This window comes from Pseudomonas sp. PSPC3-2 (assembly GCF_049897085.1).
Taxonomy (GTDB): Bacteria; Pseudomonadota; Gammaproteobacteria; order Pseudomonadales; family Pseudomonadaceae; genus Aquipseudomonas; species Aquipseudomonas paraveronii.
On sequence record NZ_JAFCVO010000018.1, the window covers coordinates 105,850 to 122,521 of the forward strand.

Sequence of the window (16,672 nt, forward strand, 5' to 3'; positions counted from 1 at the left end):
TTGCATACCTGACCGTTAGACCCTCATGCCACGAGGCACCTCATGATCCGCGAAGAATTCCTGCGTTTGGCCGCTGCCGGCTATAACCGTATCCCCCTGGCCTGCGAAACCCTGGCCGACTTCGATACGCCGCTGTCGATCTACCTGAAGCTGGCCGACGAGCCCAACTCGTACTTGCTCGAATCGGTACAGGGCGGCGAGAAGTGGGGCCGTTACTCGATCATCGGCCTGCCGTGCCGCACTGTCATGCGGGTGTACGACCATCACGTCAGCATCACCCATGACGGCGTCGAGATCGAAAGCCATGACGTCGAAGACCCGCTGGCCTTCGTCGAAACCTTCAAGGCGCGCTACAACGTGCCGACCATCCCTGGGTTGCCGCGTTTCAACGGCGGCCTGGTCGGGTATTTCGGCTACGACTGCGTGCGTTATGTGGAAAAGCGCCTGGGCAAATGCCCGAACCCCGATCCGCTGGGCGTTCCGGATATTCTGCTGATGGTCTCCGACGCCGTGGTGGTGTTCGACAACCTCGCCGGCAAGATGCACGCGATCGTGCTCGCCGACCCATCCCAGGCCGACGCTTTCGAGGAAGGCCTGGCGAGCCTCGAAGCCCTGCTGGAAAAACTGCGCCAGCCGATCACCCCGCGTCGCGGTCTGGACCTGCGCCGTCCGCCTGCGGCCGACCCGGTGTTCCGCTCCAGCTTTACCCAGGATGACTACGAGCGGGCGGTCGATACCATCAAGGAATACATCCTGGCTGGCGACTGTATGCAGGTGGTGCCGTCGCAACGCATGTCCATCGACTTCAAGGCCGCGCCGATCGATCTGTACCGCGCGCTGCGTTGCTTCAACCCGACGCCGTACATGTACTTCTTCAACTTCGGCGACTTCCACGTCGTCGGCAGTTCGCCGGAAGTGCTGGTGCGCGTCGAGGACAACCTGATCACCGTGCGCCCGATCGCCGGCACCCGCCCGCGTGGCGCGACCGAGGAAGCGGACCTGGCGCTGGAAGAAGACCTGCTCAGCGACGACAAGGAAATCGCCGAGCACCTCATGCTGATCGACCTGGGCCGTAATGACACCGGGCGCGTCTCGGAAATCGGCTCGGTGAAGTTGACGGAGAAGATGGTCATCGAGCGCTATTCCAACGTGATGCACATCGTCTCCAACGTCACCGGCGAGTTGAAGGCCGGCCTGACCGCGATGGACGCGTTGCGGGCGATTCTGCCGGCGGGCACCTTGTCGGGCGCGCCGAAGATTCGGGCGATGGAGATCATCGACGAGCTGGAGCCGGTCAAGCGCGGTGTTTACGGCGGCGCCGTAGGGTATTTCGCCTGGAACGGCAACATGGACACCGCCATTGCGATTCGCACTGCGGTGATCAAGGACGGGGAGCTGCATGTGCAGGCCGGTGGCGGGATCGTCGCCGACTCGGTGCCGGCCCTCGAATGGGAAGAAACCCTGAACAAGCGCCGCGCCATGTTCCGCGCAGTGGCGTTGGCTGAACAGACCCCCCAGGGCTAAGAATTCTTGAGGTTTCCCCCATGTTGCTGATGATTGATAACTACGACTCCTTTACCTACAACGTTGTGCAGTACCTGGGCGAACTCGGTGCCGAGGTCAAGGTGGTGCGCAATGACGAACTGACCGTCGCCGAAATCGCCGCACTGAACCCGGAGCGCATCGTGGTTTCGCCTGGCCCGTGTACGCCGACCGAAGCGGGCGTGTCCCTTGAAGCCATCAAATATTTCGCCGGCAAGCTGCCGATCCTCGGCGTTTGCCTGGGCCACCAGTCTATCGGCCAGGCGTTTGGCGGTGAGGTGGTGCGGGCGCGCCAAGTGATGCATGGCAAGACCAGCCCGGTGTTCCATAACAACCTCGGCGTGTTCGAGGGCCTCAAGCTGCCGGTCACCGTGACGCGCTACCACTCGCTGGTGGTCAAGCGCGAAACCCTGCCCGACTGCCTGGAACTGACCGCCTGGACTCAGTTGGACGACGGCTCGGTCGACGAGATCATGGGCCTGCGCCACAAGACACTGAATATCGAAGGGGTACAGTTTCACCCCGAGTCGATCCTGACCGAGCAGGGCTACGAGCTGTTCGCCAACTTTCTCAAGCAGAGCGGCGGCACGCGCTAAGGACTTTTCATGGATATCAAGACTGCCCTGAGCCGTATCGTCGGCCATCTGGACCTGAGCACCGCGGAAATGAGCGATGTGATGCGTGAGATCATGACCGGTCAATGCACCGACGCGCAGATCGGCGCGTTCATGATGGCGATGCGCATGAAGAGCGAGAGCATCGACGAAATCGTCGGCGCCGTGTCGGTGATGCGTGAGCTGGCAGACAAGGTCGAGCTCAAAACCCTCGACGGTGTGGTCGATGTGGTCGGCACTGGCGGCGACGGTGCGAATATTTTCAACGTGTCCACGGCGGCGTCCTTCGTGGTCGCGGCGGCCGGTTGCACCGTGGCCAAGCACGGCAACCGAGCGGTTTCCGGCAAAAGCGGCAGCGCGGATCTGCTCGAAGCGGCCGGGATCTACCTGAACCTGACACCCGTCCAAGTGGCGCGCTGCATCGACAACGTGGGCATCGGCTTCATGTTTGCCCAGTCCCACCACGGCGCGATGAAACACGCTGCCGGCCCGCGCAAGGATCTCGGCCTGCGTACCCTGTTCAATATGCTCGGCCCGCTTACGAATCCGGCCGGTGTGAAGCATCAGGTGGTGGGCGTGTTCAGCCTGGCCCTGTGCCGGCCGTTGGCAGAAGTGTTGCAGCGCATGGGCAGCAAGCATGTGCTGGTGGTGCATTCGAAAGACGGCCTGGACGAATTCAGCCTGGCGGCGCCGACCTTTGTGGCGGAGCTGAAGAATGATCAGATCACCGAATATTGGGTCGAGCCTGAAGACCTCGGCATGAAGAGCCAGAGCCTGCACGGCCTAGCGGTGGAAAGCCCGGCGGCCTCCCTGGCGCTGATTCAGGACGCCTTGGGGCGTCGCAAGACCGAAAACGGCCAGAAAGCCGCAGAAATGATCGTGCTCAATGCCGGTGCTGCGCTCTATGCCGCCGATCACGCCTATAGTCTTAAAGAAGGCGTGGCCCTCGCGCATGACGCGTTGCACACCGGCCTTGCACGCGAGAAGCTCGAAGAACTGGGTGCCTTTACTGCGGTGTTCAAGATGGAGAATGAAGGATGAGTGTGCCGACCGTTCTAGAAAAGATCCTGGCCCGCAAAGCCGAAGAAATCGCTGAACGCCGTGCCCGCGTGAGCCTGGCCGAGCTGGAAAGCCAGGCGAAAATCGCCGATGCGCCGCGTGGCTTCGCCAAGGCCTTGATCGCCCAGGCCAAGCTCAAGCAGCCGGCCGTCATCGCTGAAATCAAGAAGGCCTCGCCGAGCAAAGGCGTGATCCGCGAAAACTTCGCACCGGCGGAAATCGCCGTCAGCTATGAGAAAGGCGGGGCGACTTGCCTCTCCGTGCTGACCGACGTCGACTATTTCCAGGGCTCCGATCTGTTCCTGCAACAGGCCCGCGCGGCGTGCAAATTGCCGGTGATCCGCAAGGACTTCATGATCGATCCATACCAGATCGTTGAAGCCCGCGCCCTGGGCGCCGACTGCGTGCTGCTGATCGTCTCTGCGCTGGATGACGTGAAGATGGCCGAGCTGGCGGCCGTGGCCAAAAGCGTTGGCCTGGATGTGCTGGTGGAAGTTCACGACGGCGATGAACTGGAACGTGCGCTGAAAACCCTCGACACGCCGCTGGTGGGGGTCAACAACCGTAACCTGCACACCTTCGAAGTCAGCCTGGAAAATACCCTCGACCTGCTGCCGCGTATCCCGCGCGACCGTCTGGTGATTACCGAAAGCGGCATCGTCAACCGCGCCGACGTGGAGCTGATGGAAATCAGCGACGTGTATTCGTTCCTGGTGGGCGAGACCTTTATGCGCGCTGAGAACCCGGGCGCCGAACTGCAACGCCTGTTCTTCCCGGAGCGCGGTGTGGCGGTCAGCGGTTCGACCCTGGATTGATCAAACCACGGTCAGTATTTGAAGTGCGGTCAACATGTGGGAGGGGGCTTGCTCCCGATAGCGGTGTATCAGTTGATAGATGTACTGACTGACACTCCGCCATCGGGAGCAAGTCGAACCGTCGCACCGCCCCTCCCACATTGGGTTTTGTGTTTATTCAGCGAGGTAGGTGTTCGATGATCCAGCCAGTGTCGATGACCGTCGAAGCCGGGCTTGCTGCGGAGCAGGCCTTACTGGCGCAAGTGTGCGCGGGTGAGCGGGCGTTTGGCTTGCTGTTCTGGCAACCCAGCGACCAGGCATTGGTGATGCCGCGTCGTTTGAGCCGCTTGCCGGCGTTCGAGCTGGCTAGCCAGGTGTCGGCGCAGGCCGGTTGGCCGGTGCTGTTGCGCGAAACCGGCGGCGAGCCGGTGCCGCAGTCGAGCGCCACGGTGAATATCGCTTTGGTCTACGCACCGCCGCGCAGTGAAGGCGATCAGGCGCGCATCGAAACCGGCTACCTGCGTTTGTGCCAGCCGATCTGCGACCTGCTGCTCGAATTGGGCGGCGATGCCTCCGTCGGCGAGATCGATGGGGCGTTTTGCGACGGTCGCTACAACGTCAACCTTAATGGCCGCAAAATGGTCGGCACCGCCCAGCGCTGGCGCCAAAGTGGTGGCCGTCCGGTGGGGTTGGTACACGGAGCCTTGTTGCTGGACAACGACCGCGAAGAACTGATTGCTGCGGTCAATCGTTTCAATCAAGCCTGCGGCCTGGAACAGCGCGTTCGCGCCGACAGCCATATCGCCCTGCACGAAGCCTTCCCCGCGCCGGACGCGATCACCCGGCTGGATACTTTGTACCGGCAGATGCTGGCCGGCTTCCTGCCGGGTTAGCGGGTGCCGAACACGACCATCGTCTTGCCTTTGACGTTTACCAGGTTGCGCTCTTCCAGATCCTTGAGCACGCGGCCGACCATCTCCCGTGAACAACCGACAATGCGCCCGATCTCCTGGCGCGTGACTTTGATCTGCATGCCATCCGGGTGAGTCATGGCGTCGGGCTGTTTGCACAGCTCCAGCAGGCAACGGGCCACGCGGCCGGTGACATCAAAGAATGCCAGGTCGCCGACTTTGCGTGTGGTGTCCCGCAGGCGCTGGGCAATCTGGCCGCTCAGCGCGTAGAGGATGTCGGGATCGTGCTGAGTCAGTTCACGAAACTTCGCGTAACTGATCTCCGCCACTTCGCTCTCGATTTTGGTCCGCACCCAGGCGCTGCGCTCCTGCTCTTTGCCGGCTTGTTCAAATAACCCCAGCTCCCCGAAGAAATCGCCGGTATTGAGGTAGGCAATGATCATCTCGCGGCCGTCTTCATCCTCGATCAGGATGGTGACCGAGCCCTTGATAATGAAGAACAGTGTTTCGGAGCGTTCGCCTGCGCAGATGATGTTGTGCTTGGCCGGGTACCGACGACTCTGGCAATGCGTCAGCAGTCTGTCGAGATTCTTGATCTTGGGTATGGGAGTAAAAGCAACCATGGTTGTATCCCGAAAAAGACTGCACAGGGTGGTTGGACTTGTTTTTATATAGCCGTATCTACATTGATACACGTCGCACAAAGGATGGCAATGCGCCACTCATTTGGCGCCAGCTTACCAGACACATTGTGACTCTATTAACCAATTTACCGTGGCACCCTGACGATTGATGACGTTGCGCGGAAAAGCTGTCGGCCGCGGGCCCTGTGCTAAGCTGGCGACCCTTTTTTAGCAGTGGAGTCTGGGCGATGAAGGCACGCATCCAATGGGCGGGCGAAGCCATGTTCCTCGGTGAGTCGGGCAGTGGCCATGTCGTTGTCATGGACGGTCCGCCGGAAGCCGGCGGCCGCAACCTGGGCGTTCGCCCGATGGAAATGCTCCTGCTTGGTGTAGGCGGTTGCAGCAATTTCGACGTGGTCAGCATCCTGAAAAAATCCCGTCAGGCCGTGGAAAGCTGCGAAGCCTTCCTCGAAGCCGAGCGTGCGACTGAAGATCCCAAGGTGTTCACCAAGATCCACATGCATTTCGTGGTCAAGGGCCGGGCGCTGAAAGAAGCCCAGGTCAAGCGCGCCATCGAACTGTCGGCCGAGAAGTATTGCTCGGCGTCGATCATGCTTGGCGCGGCGGGTGTCGCGATTACCCATGATTACGAAATCATTGAGTTGGGCTGATACAGGGAGTTTCCGGCAATAAAGACAGGGCGCTTCGATAGCGCCCTTTTTTGCGGCTTAGATGCGGTAGGTGCTTTTGGTCATGACCTTGGCCATCAGGCTCATGCCAAACCTCACCGGCGCTGGGAAGCGGAAACCGCCGGCATCCAGTGCGCTTTCTGCGTGGTGTTCTTCGTCGATGCGCATCTGCTCAAGAATCGCCCGGGACTTTTCGTCTTCGGCCGGTAACTGTTCCAGGTGCTCATCCAGGTGCTTGCACACTTGCCGTTCCGTGGCGGCGACAAAACCCAGGCTGACTTTGTCGCTGATCAAGCCGGCGGCGGCGCCAATCCCAAACGACAGGCCATAGAACAGCGGGTTCAGCACGCTGGGATGACTGCCCAATTGGCGAATACGTTGCTCGCACCAGGCCAGGTGGTCGATTTCTTCCTCGGCAGCATGCTCCATTGCCGCGCGCACTTGCGGCAGCTTGGCGGTCAACGCCTGGCCCTGGTACAGCGCTTGGGCACAGACTTCACCGGTATGGTTGATACGCATCAGGCCAGCGACGTGGTGGGTGTCGGTCTCGCTCATTTGCGCATCGGGCTGCACGATGGCGGGCGACGGGCGATACGGCTGGCCGCTGAATGGCAACAGCGTGCGCATGGCCGTGTCGGCTTGCAGCAACAGACGGTCAATCGGCGAGTAGTGACGTTGGGTAGTCATGCTGACCTCCGGGAAGAATCTCGGCGGCCAGTTTACCGCAAGAGAGGGCGAAGCGTTTGCGCTGAGTCAAGGGCATGGGGTCGCATGCCGGGGCTGGCGACCCTTGTGTCAGGCGTATCAGCCCGGCGGCCAGTTCATCTGGCGCTGACCCAGCACATGCATATGGATGTGGTAAACGGTCTGTCCACCTTCTTCATTGCAGTTCATCACCACACGGAAGCCTTTCTCGCAGCCCAGTTCCAGCGCAAGGCGCTGGGCGGTGAACAGGATATGTCCGGCCAAGGTTTTGTCGTCCTCGGTCAGGTCGTTCAGGGTGCGGATCGGTTTTTTCGGGATAACCAGAAAATGTACCGGCGCTTGTGGGGCGATATCGTGGAAGGCCAGGACCTGGTCATCTTCATAGATGATCTTCGCGGGTATTTCTCTGTTGATGATTTTGGTGAACAGAGTATCCAAAGCTGTTTCTCCATTGTGAATGTGCAGGGTGAGTGTACTCAGGCCGTCAGCGCGGGCAATAGGCCTTGTTGATCGCGCCGGCGATCTTGCGTGTCAGCCAGCGTGGGCTCAAGCGCGGGCTGAAAGCCAGCCAGCGGTTGCGGCGGCCGGGGATGATGATGGCTTTGTTCTTTTCCAGTGCGCGCACGGTGTAGAGCGCCACTTCTTCCGGGCTCATCAAGTGCGCGCTGCGCTCGAGCTTGGTGGTGTCCATTTGCGCCGTGCCGAAGAACGCCGTGCGCGTCGGGCCGGGGCACAATACCGAGACCTTGATGCCGCAGGTTTTCAATTCTTCGCGCAAGCCTTCGGAGAAGTGCAGTACATAGGCCTTGCTGGCGTAGTAACTGCTCATCCATGGGCCGGGTTGGAATGCGGCGATCGAGGCGACATTCAGGATCTGCCCGCCGCCATGCAGGGCCATGGCATTGCCGAGGGCGTGGCACATACGGGTCAGTGCGAGGATGTTGACTTCGATCAGGTCCTGCTCGGTCATCCAGTCCTGGGCCAGGAACGGCCCGCTGGTGCCCATGCCTGCGCAGTTGATCAGCAAGTCGATCTGTCGCTCGCCTTCCTCAAGTTCCAGCAGGAACCCGGACAAGCGCAGCGGTTCGCCCAGGTCGCAGGCACGGAACAGCACCTCGACGCCGAAGCGTTGCGTCAATTCGATTGCAATGCTTTCCAACTGATCACGCTGGCGGGCCACCAGAATCAAGCTGCGGCCACGCCGGGCCAGCGCTTCGGCCAAGGCCAGGCCGATGCCGCTGGAGGCACCGGTGATCAGAGCGTAACGGGTCATGCCTTTCTCCATCGCAACGCCGCCGGGCCTGTGACAGAGGCATCACAGGCGGCGGGCGTTTCTTCACTGTTCTGGAGAGTCTACAGGTTCGGCCGCGTCGTCAGCACTTTGCACGTCTGCTTCATCGACGATCACGCTTTGATCGACGTCGTCATCCGAGGTGATGGAGCTGCTTTCGTAGCTGCTGTCAACGTTGCTTTCGAGTTGGTCCAGGTAGCCGTTCATCCCCAAAGCCATCACGATGATGAGCATCAACGGAATAAACGCCAGCCACAGGGAGGCCAGGACTTTCACCGCCGTGGAGTTGCGCGGTGGCGGCGCGCCGTACTGGTTGGCGCCTGTGTTACCCGGCAACACCAGCAGCAACAACGGGAAAATGCTGTTCACCAGTGGCACCAGGTTCAGCAGGTACAGCCAGCCCGACCAGCCCAGGTCGTGTAGACGCTGCACGCCGATTTGCACGCTGACCCAGACAATCGCCACGAACAGCGCAAAGCCCAGCAGCGAACCCAGAATGATGCCTGCCGTCGGCGAAGCGGTCGCCACGGCGAAGCCAGCAGTGGCGAGGATGCCCGAGGCGACGAGCATTGCGACGGTGAGGACCAGCGTCCAGGCCAGGTAACGCAGGCGCCCGATGCGGCCATGGATCGTGAAAACCTTGAGCTCGGCATACTCCGGCAAGTCGTCGCCCACCGCTGCACGCGGCGGTGCATATGGCGAGGCGGCGGGGCGGGAGAAGTCAGAGGCGGATTCCGTCTCGTGGGTTTCGGCAAGGCTGAAGGCCACGGGCTGTTCGGCTTCGATGCGTGCGTCGACCCCGGCGTTCTTTAGCGCGGTGAGGTAGGTTTCGGCATCGGGGCGCGACAGGTCGCGCTTGAGGGCAACGGGGCGGCCGGTAAAGAGCTTCTCGATGGCCTCAACGTCGCTTTTGAACAATTCGGCGAGATTCAGTTTAGCGGTGGTGCTTTCGACACCCGGGAGCAAGGCTCCATCAAACACAATCTTGAAACGGTTGTCGCTCATGCGGGCATCCTTGTCACGTTACAGGGGGAAGGGGGGCAGGCCCGCGTCAAAGGCGGGCCGGCAAGTGTATCAGCGCGGCCAGCGCAATTGTGTCGCCTTCTCACGGGCTTCGCGGTATTCGGCATCCAGGCGGACAACGAGTTCATCGACGCCGGGTAAATCATCGATCTCACCGACGCCCTGGCCAGCGGACCATACCGCTTTCCAGGCCTTGGCCTCGTCGCTCAACGGCTTGAGCTTGGAGCCGAAATTGACTTCGCCTTTGCCTTGCAGGGCGGCGAGGTCGAAGCCGGCGTTTTCCAGGCTTTGGCGCATAAAGCTGGCGGGCACGCCAGAGACTGCGGCAGTGTGAACGATGTCGACGGCGCGCGATGTGAGCAGCATCTCTTTGTACGCATCCGGCGCGTGGCTTTCGGTGGTGGCGATAAAGCGTGTGCCGAGATACGCAAGGTCTGCGCCGAGCAACTGGGCGGCAAGGATCTCGTGCCCGTGGTTGAGGCAGCCGGCCAGCAGCAGGGTTTTATCGAAAAACTGGCGAATCTCGGCGATCAGCGCGAACGGGCTCCAGGTGCCGGCATGGCCACCGGCGCCGGCGGACACTGCGATCAGGCCGTCTACTCCGGCTTCGGCGGCTTTCTCGGCGTGACGCCGCGTGGTGACGTCGTGAAAAACCAGACCGCCATAGCTGTGTACGGCATCGACCAACTCCTTCACCGCGCCAAGGCTGGTGATGACGATCGGCACCTTGTGCTCCACGCAGATCGCCAGGTCAGCCTCCAGCCGTGGGTTGCTGTTATGGACGATGAGGTTGACGGCGTAGGGCGCGGGGTTGTCCATCTGCGCCAGGCCCGCTTCGATTTCCTCCAGCCAGGCCTTGAAACCACTGCTTTCGCGCTGGTTCAGCGCCGGGAAGCTCCCGACCACGCCATTGCGGCAGCACGCCAGGACCAGTTGCGGGTTGGAAATCAGGAACATCGGCGCAGCCACGACGGGCAGGCGCAGACGTTGTTCAAGCAAAGCGGGCAGCGACATTGGAGGTACCCCGAGTCATTGACGTTAGAACGGTTTGACCACGACCAAAATTACGATAGCCAGCAATATCAGAACCGGGACTTCATTGAACCAGCGATAAAAGACATGGCTGCGGGTGTTTTCGCCACGGGCGAAGCGTTTTACCTGCGCGCCGCACATATGGTGGTAACCGATCAGCAGAACGACCAGGGTCAGCTTGACGTGGAGCCACGCGCCCATATGGAAGAGGCTGGGGTTGAGGGCGATCATCCAGATGCCGAAGACCAGCGTGGCAAGCATCGACGGGCCCATGATGCCGCGATACAGCTTGCGCTCCATCACGCTGAAACGCTCCTTGCTCACGGTGTCCTCGCTTTGTGCGTGGTAGACGAACAGGCGCGGCAGGTAGAACAGCCCGGCAAACCAGCACACGATGGCGACGATATGAAAGGCTTTGACCCATAGATAGAGCATTTTTAGTTATTCCCAGGTTCACGGTAACCGAAGATAGTAGTGGCTCATGCGTCCTTACGTCACCTTGGCGGTTGTAGCAGGAGAATGCGGCCCCTATTATCGACGGCTTTCCAGTGGGTTCTTTGAGGGCAGGTTTATGGTCAAGGTCGGTATCGTCGGCGGCACGGGTTACACCGGTGTCGAATTGCTGCGTCTGTTGGCACAGCATCCGCAAGCTGAGGTGGTGGTCATCACTTCCCGATCCGAGGCCGGGCTGGCTGTGGCTGATATGTATCCGAACCTGCGAGGCCATTACGACGGCCTGGCGTTCAGCGTGCCGGACATCAAGGCCCTCGGCGCCTGTGACGTGGTGTTCTTTGCCACGCCCCACGGCGTTGCCCATGCGCTGGCCGGTGAGCTGCTGGCCGCCGGCACCAAGGTCATCGATCTGTCGGCGGACTTCCGCCTGCAAGACGCCGACGAGTGGGCCAAATGGTACGGCCAACCACACGGTGCGCCGCAGCTGTTGGAAGAGGCGGTGTACGGCCTGCCGGAAGTCAATCGTGAGCAGATCAAGCAAGCGCGCCTGATCGCCGTGCCGGGTTGCTATCCGACCGCGACGCAGCTGGGTTTCCTGCCATTGCTCGAAGCCGGGCTGGCGGATACTTCGCGCTTGATCGCGGACTGCAAGTCGGGTGTCAGCGGCGCCGGTCGTGGGGCCGCGGTGGGGTCGCTGTACTCCGAAACGTCGGAAAGCATGAAGGCCTATGCGGTAAAAGGGCATCGTCATCTGCCGGAAATCCGCCAGGGGTTGCGTCGCGCCGCCGGTAAGGACGTGGGGCTGACCTTCGTGCCGCACCTGACCCCGATGATCCGTGGCATTCACTCGACGCTGTACGCGACTGTGGTGGATCGCTCGGTCGATCTGCAGGCGCTGTTTGAAAAGCGCTACGCCAACGAGCCGTTCGTCGACGTGATGCCGGCCGGCAGCCATCCGGAAACCCGCAGCGTGCGCGGCGCCAATGTGTGCCGGATTGCCGTGCATCGTCCGCAGGACGGTGACCTGGTGGTGGTGCTGTCGGTGATCGATAATCTGGTCAAGGGCGCGTCGGGGCAGGCGGTGCAGAACATGAACATCCTGTTCGGCCTGGATGAGAAGCTGGGCTTGTCCCACGCGGGCATGCTGCCTTAAGAGCAGTTGTAGGCTTCAAGTTGTAAGCCGCATGCTTGGAGCTGACGACTTGAAGCCCGCCGCTGCTCCCATAATAGTTGACCGCTTTTCTAGGAGAAGCGGATAATGCCGACCATTACGCATATGGCGGCGTTACGCCGGGAGATTATCAGCATGAGCGTTGAATCCTTCACCCCCACGGCTTTGCAATTCACCCACGGTGCTGCGCACAAGGTGAAGAGCCTGGTCGATGAAGAGGGTAATGATCGCTTGAAGCTGCGCGTATTTGTTACGGGCGGCGGATGTTCAGGGTTTCAGTACGGTTTTACCTTCGATGAAGAAGTGGCCGATGACGACACCATCGTTGAGCGCGAGGGCGTGAGCCTGGTTGTGGACCCCATGAGTTTCCAATACTTGGCAGGCGCCGAGGTGGATTACCAGGAAGGTCTTGAGGGCTCGCGTTTCGTGATCAAGAACCCTAATGCCACCACTACGTGTGGTTGCGGGTCTTCGTTCTCGATCTGATCGGTAGCGGATACAAAAACGCCGCTTGGCTTTGATCGGCCAAGCGGCGTTTTGCTGTCTGCGGATTATGGGGGGGCAGTCAGGCGGGGTAGATCCCGCCCAGGACTCGCAGCCCGCGCGCGCCGGTGACGCTGGGGCGGTTGGCGGCGATGCCTTCCAGGCAGCAATGGGCCAGCCAGGCGAAGGCCATGGCTTCGACCCAGTCGGGATCTACGCCGCAGGTGGCGGTGCTGCTGACCTGGGTCGATGGCAGCAGCGTGGCCAGGCGCTTCATCAGTGTGGCGTTATGGGCGCCGCCGCCGCAGACCAGCAATGTCTCTGTGTGGGGTTGGGCGATTTGCAGGGAGTCGACGATGGTCAACGCCGTCAGCTCGAGCAGCGTGGCCTGGATGTCCTGGGGGGCGAATGCGGGCAGGCGTGCCAGGTGCTGTTGCAGCCATTCCAGGTTGAACACTTCGCGCCCGGTGCTTTTTGGGCCCTTGGTCGAGAAGAAGGGGTCGCCGAGCAGCGCGCTGAGCAGTCGAGGTTCAACTTTACCGCTGGCAGCCCACTGACCCTCTCGATCGAAGTGTTCACCGCGCTGTTGGTGAATCCAGGCGTCCAGCAAGACATTGCCCGGGCCGCAGTCGAAGCCGGCTACGGGCTTGCCGGTCTCGATCAGGCTGAGGTTGCTGAAACCTCCGACATTCAACACCGCACGATTCCCGCTGCGCTCGTCAAACAGTGCTTCATGAAAAGCTGGCACCAAGGGCGCGCCCTGGCCACCCGCGGCAACGTCGCGGCTGCGGAAGTCGCTGACCACGGTGATTCCGGTCAGCTCGGTGAGCAGGGCAGGATTACCGATCTGTACGGTGAAGCCGCGTGCCGGTTCATGACGGATGGTCTGCCCATGGCTGCCGATCGCGCGAATGTCCTGGGGCTTGAGGTTGTGCTGGTCCAGCAGGGCATGGATGCCCTGGGCGGCGAGTGTCACCCAGTGCTGCTGGGCAATGGCTGAGCGGGCGATCTCATCCGGGCCGCTGGCGCACAGGCCGAGCAGTTCCTCGCGCAGGTCGTCAGGCATGGGGATGTAGTGAGTGGCGATCAGCTTGATCGCCTCGTCTTGTTCGATCAGTGCGATATCGAGGCCATCGAGGCTGGTCCCTGACATCACACCTATATAGAGCGGCATACCTTAACGCTTCGCCGAAGCCAGCAGGGTGGAGCGCTCCTGATCCATGCGTGCCATCAGCGGCTGGCTTAGTTGCATGAAGCGCGCGCGTTCGGCCTTGGCTATCGGGTCGGCCATCGGCAGTTTCTGGCCCAGTGGATCGACGTGTACGCCATTGACCTGGAACTCATAGTGCAAGTGTGGGCCGGTGGACAGGCCGGTGGTGCCGATGTAGCCGATCACCTGGCCCTGCTTCACGTTGCCCCCAGTCTGTACGCCCTTGGCGAACCCTTGCATGTGGCCATACAGCGTGCGGTAGGTATTGCCGTGCTGGATGATCACCGTGTTGCCGTAACCGCCGCGACGTCCGGCCAGCAGCACCTTGCCGTCACCTGCAGCCTTGATGGGCGTACCGCGCGGAGCGGCATAGTCGACGCCTTTGTGGGCGCGGATTTTGTTCAGAATTGGGTGCTTGCGACCCATGGAGAAGCGCGAGCTAATGCGGGCGAAATCCACAGGTGTCCGGATGAAGGCCTTGCGCATGCTGTTGCCATCAGCGGTGTAGTAGCTGCTGTTGCCTTGTTTGTTGGTGTAACGCACGGCGGTGTATGTCTTGCCGCGGTTGGTAAAGCGCGCGGAAAGGATGTTGCCGGTGCCGACCACTTTGCCGTTGGCGACCTTCTGCTCGTAGATCACGTCGAATTCGTCACCCTGGCGGATGTCCTGGGCGAAGTCGATGTCGTAGCCAAACACGCTGGCCATGTCCATGGTCATGCTGTGGGACAAGCCAGCGCGGGCGGCCGATTGCGACAGCGAGCTGTTGATTACGCCGTGTACATAGGCGGAACGCATCACTGGTTTGGTGGTGATGCGATTGAATGCGAAGCCCTTGGCGCCCTTGGTCAGGGTGATGCTTTCCAGGTCGCTGAGGTCGCTGTGCAGGTTGTTCAACTGGCCGTCGGGGGTCAGTTCGAACTCGAGTTTTTGACCGCGCTTGAGCTGGGTGAATTGCTTGGCTTGTTTATCGCTGGCCAAGACCTCATTAACAGTGGCGGCAGGCAGGCCGACCTTCTCGAACAGCGTGGAAAGCGTGTCGCCCTTGCCGACGATCACCTCGCGATGCTGAGGGTTCTTGGCCAGCGCTGGCGCAGGTGCAGCCTGCTGCTGGGCGGTTTTGTCGGTTTCGTCGGGGGCGCTTTCGATCTGGGCAAACGGCGAATCGACAGGTGCATTTGTGGCTTGTTGCGCGTCGGAAGCGTCTTGATCTTGTGTCAATTGTTCAACTGGACTTTCCAGGTCAAGGCTCAGGGATGTTCGCTTGGCTTCTACGTCACTGGAAGGGAATACCAGGAGTGCCAGGCTCAAAAGGGCGGCGATACCACTTGCAGCGAGCAAGTGGGTCTTTGGGTAAAGCGGCGGCGCTTTAGACGGTTCTGTGGTCATAGGTAATTTTGACTTTGAAGATGAAATGGAAAAGATGAATGACATGATGAAGATGAAATAACTGTATAAAATATAACCAAATCATCTGTGGCGCAAGCTCGCGAGCGTTGGGTTTGCTGAACGGTGTCCGTGCGCAGGGCAAAACTTGTAATTAGTCCCTGATCTTGTATGGTTGGTTCCCTTTTGAATCTGAGCCTTGCGGGTCTGTTATGAAGTCGGTTGAAGAACAGCTAGCGCTGATAAAACGTGGTGCGGAAGAACTGTTGGTCGAGGCGGAGCTGATCGAAAAGCTCAAGCGTGGCCAGCCCCTGCGTATCAAGGCCGGCTTTGACCCGACGGCGCCGGATCTACACCTGGGTCATACCGTGCTTATTAATAAGTTGCGGCAGTTCCAGGACCTGGGGCATCAAGTGATCTTCCTTATAGGGGATTTCACCGGGATGATCGGTGATCCGAGCGGCAAGAGCGCCACGCGTCCGCCGCTGACCCGTGAACAGGTTCTCGATAACGCCGAGACCTACAAGACTCAGGTGTTCAAGATTCTCGATCCGGCCAAGACCGAGGTGGCCTTCAACTCCACCTGGATGGACAAGATGGCGCCGGCGGATTTTATTCGCCTGACATCCCAGTACACCGTAGCGCGCATGCTTGAACGCGATGACTTCGACAAGCGCTATTCCACCAATCAGCCGATCGCGATTCACGAGTTCCTGTACCCGCTGGTCCAGGGGTATGACTCGGTGGCGTTGCGTGCTGACGTTGAGTTGGGTGGCACCGATCAGAAGTTCAACCTTTTGATGGGGCGTGAGCTGCAGCGGGCGTATGGGCAGGAAGCTCAGTGCGTTCTGACCATGCCGTTGCTGGAAGGGTTGGACGGCGTCAAGAAGATGTCCAAGTCCCTGGGTAACTATGTCGGTATCCAGGAAGCGCCGGGCGTGATGTACGGCAAGCTGGTTTCGATTCCGGATGTGCTGATGTGGCGTTACTTCGAGCTGTTGAGCTTCCGCTCGATGGACGAGATCAATGCGCTGCGTGCGGATGTCGAAGCGGGCGCCAATCCTCGTGATGTGAAGATCAAGCTGGCTGAAGAGATTGTTGCGCGTTTCCATGGTGAAGAGGCTGCGGCCAGTGCTCATCGTGCGGCGGGCAACCGGATGAAAGATGGCGAGCTGCCGGATGATCTGCCGGAGATCGAGCTGACTGCTGCAGAGGCGATGCCGATCGCGGCAGTCCTTAATAAGGCTGGCCTGGTGAAGAACTCGGCGGTCGCGCGTGACCTCTTGGGTTCCGGTGGTGTGCGTATAGATGGTGAAGTGGTTGATCGCACCTTTATATACGAACTGGGCGCGACCCATGTTTGTCAGGCTGGGAAGAAGGCATTTGCGCGTATTACGCTCAAATCCGAATAAGTCTGAAATTAACGGTTGACGGCGATTTATATCTGTCTATAATTCGCCCCACTTCCGGCGCAGTCGAAACGGAAAACTCCTTGGCAAACAAAGAGTTATGCGAGATTCGACAGCGGCCTGCTTCAGTTCATCGAAGCCTGGAAGGAGTTGGTAGAGCGGTGTTGTTTGGCTCTATTAACGTTTCGATCTTCTCGGTCGAAAGCGGAGAAAAAGAGGTGTTGACAGCAGCGTGTAACGCTGTAGAATTCGCCTCCCGCTAACGAGAGATCGGAAGCGC

Annotated in this window: 18 protein-coding genes; 9 read left to right on the forward strand and 9 right to left on the reverse strand. The window is 60.3% G+C overall.

Annotated features, from left to right (window positions below; translation table 11 throughout):
• Positions 1 to 42: 42 nt before the first annotated feature.
• The 5 genes from trpE to ACP7CJ_RS24210 all read left to right on the forward strand — a co-directional run bounded on the left by trpE (position 43) and on the right by ACP7CJ_RS24210 (position 4,902).
• A complete protein-coding gene (gene trpE / locus ACP7CJ_RS24190; protein ID WP_276195122.1) occupies positions 43 to 1,524 on the forward strand; it encodes an anthranilate synthase component I in 1,482 nt (493 codons plus the stop codon).
• A 20-nt stretch (positions 1,525 to 1,544) separates the two neighbouring features.
• Positions 1,545 to 2,138 (forward strand): aminodeoxychorismate/anthranilate synthase component II, encoded by a 594-nt coding sequence (locus ACP7CJ_RS24195; protein WP_247401720.1) that lies wholly within the window; start codon positions 1,545 to 1,547, stop codon positions 2,136 to 2,138.
• Between the two features lie 9 nt (positions 2,139 to 2,147).
• Positions 2,148 to 3,197, forward strand: coding sequence for an anthranilate phosphoribosyltransferase (gene trpD / locus ACP7CJ_RS24200; RefSeq protein WP_247401722.1), 1,050 nt, complete (start codon positions 2,148 to 2,150; stop codon positions 3,195 to 3,197).
• Complete coding sequence (gene trpC / locus ACP7CJ_RS24205; RefSeq protein WP_276195121.1) at positions 3,194 to 4,030, forward strand: indole-3-glycerol phosphate synthase TrpC; 837 nt, start codon at positions 3,194 to 3,196, stop codon at positions 4,028 to 4,030. The genes trpD and trpC overlap by 4 nt, the downstream gene beginning before the upstream one ends.
• A 176-nt stretch (positions 4,031 to 4,206) precedes the next feature.
• Entirely contained in the window at positions 4,207 to 4,902 is a 696-nt protein-coding gene (locus tag ACP7CJ_RS24210) for a lipoate--protein ligase family protein (RefSeq protein ID WP_426102350.1), read from the forward strand.
• Here the strand turns inward: ACP7CJ_RS24210 and crp are convergent.
• Positions 4,899 to 5,543, reverse strand: a complete 645-nt coding sequence (gene crp, locus ACP7CJ_RS24215) for a cAMP-activated global transcriptional regulator CRP (RefSeq protein WP_247406562.1) — start codon at positions 5,541 to 5,543, stop codon at positions 4,899 to 4,901. The two genes, ACP7CJ_RS24210 and crp, sit on opposite strands and share 4 nt — an antisense overlap.
• A 248-nt stretch (positions 5,544 to 5,791) precedes the next feature.
• On the opposite strand from crp, the gene ACP7CJ_RS24220 reads away from it, so the two are divergent.
• Positions 5,792 to 6,214 carry an OsmC family protein gene (locus ACP7CJ_RS24220; RefSeq protein ID WP_005792019.1) on the forward strand — a complete coding sequence of 141 codons (423 nt, stop codon included), beginning with the start codon at positions 5,792 to 5,794 and terminating at the stop codon, positions 6,212 to 6,214.
• A 57-nt stretch (positions 6,215 to 6,271) separates the two neighbouring features.
• Here the strand turns inward: ACP7CJ_RS24220 and coq7 are convergent, their stop codons facing one another.
• The 6 genes from coq7 to hemJ all read right to left on the reverse strand — a co-directional run bounded on the left by coq7 (position 6,272) and on the right by hemJ (position 10,718).
• A complete protein-coding gene (gene coq7 / locus ACP7CJ_RS24225; RefSeq protein ID WP_426102352.1) occupies positions 6,272 to 6,919 on the reverse strand; it encodes a 2-polyprenyl-3-methyl-6-methoxy-1,4-benzoquinone monooxygenase in 648 nt (215 codons plus the stop codon).
• 117 nt (positions 6,920 to 7,036) lie between these two features.
• Complete coding sequence (locus ACP7CJ_RS24230) at positions 7,037 to 7,375, reverse strand: histidine triad nucleotide-binding protein (RefSeq protein WP_010568016.1); 339 nt, start codon at positions 7,373 to 7,375, stop codon at positions 7,037 to 7,039.
• A 46-nt stretch (positions 7,376 to 7,421) separates the two neighbouring features.
• Positions 7,422 to 8,210 (reverse strand): SDR family NAD(P)-dependent oxidoreductase, encoded by a 789-nt coding sequence (locus ACP7CJ_RS24235; RefSeq protein ID WP_276195118.1) that lies wholly within the window; start codon positions 8,208 to 8,210, stop codon positions 7,422 to 7,424.
• 63 nt (positions 8,211 to 8,273) lie between these two features.
• Positions 8,274 to 9,233 carry a DUF805 domain-containing protein gene (locus tag ACP7CJ_RS24240; protein WP_426102354.1) on the reverse strand — a complete coding sequence of 320 codons (960 nt, stop codon included), beginning with the start codon at positions 9,231 to 9,233 and terminating at the stop codon, positions 8,274 to 8,276.
• A 69-nt stretch (positions 9,234 to 9,302) separates the two neighbouring features.
• Entirely contained in the window at positions 9,303 to 10,265 is a 963-nt protein-coding gene (locus tag ACP7CJ_RS24245) for an NAD(P)H-dependent flavin oxidoreductase (RefSeq protein WP_426102355.1), read from the reverse strand.
• Positions 10,266 to 10,289: 24 nt separating this feature from the next.
• Complete coding sequence (gene hemJ, locus ACP7CJ_RS24250) at positions 10,290 to 10,718, reverse strand: protoporphyrinogen oxidase HemJ (RefSeq protein WP_276195115.1); 429 nt, start codon at positions 10,716 to 10,718, stop codon at positions 10,290 to 10,292.
• Positions 10,719 to 10,854: 136 nt separating this feature from the next.
• Between hemJ and argC the strand changes: the two genes are divergently transcribed.
• Positions 10,855 to 11,889 carry an N-acetyl-gamma-glutamyl-phosphate reductase gene (argC, locus tag ACP7CJ_RS24255; RefSeq protein WP_426102357.1) on the forward strand — a complete coding sequence of 345 codons (1,035 nt, stop codon included), beginning with the start codon at positions 10,855 to 10,857 and terminating at the stop codon, positions 11,887 to 11,889.
• Positions 11,890 to 12,042: 153 nt separating this feature from the next.
• Positions 12,043 to 12,393 carry an iron-sulfur cluster insertion protein ErpA gene (erpA, locus tag ACP7CJ_RS24260; protein ID WP_007906865.1) on the forward strand — a complete coding sequence of 117 codons (351 nt, stop codon included), beginning with the start codon at positions 12,043 to 12,045 and terminating at the stop codon, positions 12,391 to 12,393.
• A 79-nt stretch (positions 12,394 to 12,472) separates the two neighbouring features.
• Here erpA and ACP7CJ_RS24265 read toward each other — a convergent pair whose 3' ends face one another.
• Positions 12,473 to 13,564: an anhydro-N-acetylmuramic acid kinase gene (locus tag ACP7CJ_RS24265; RefSeq protein ID WP_426102359.1), complete on the reverse strand. Its 1,092-nt coding sequence runs from the start codon at positions 13,562 to 13,564 to the stop codon at positions 12,473 to 12,475.
• Positions 13,565 to 13,567: 3 nt separating this feature from the next.
• Positions 13,568 to 14,986, reverse strand: a complete 1,419-nt coding sequence (locus ACP7CJ_RS24270) for a peptidoglycan DD-metalloendopeptidase family protein (protein ID WP_426102361.1) — start codon at positions 14,984 to 14,986, stop codon at positions 13,568 to 13,570.
• 209 nt (positions 14,987 to 15,195) lie between these two features.
• On the opposite strand from ACP7CJ_RS24270, the gene tyrS reads away from it, so the two are divergent.
• On the forward strand, positions 15,196 to 16,395 hold the full coding sequence (gene tyrS, locus ACP7CJ_RS24275; protein WP_426102363.1) for a tyrosine--tRNA ligase: 1,200 nt from the start codon (positions 15,196 to 15,198) through the stop codon (positions 16,393 to 16,395).
• Positions 16,396 to 16,672: the final 277 nt, after the last annotated feature.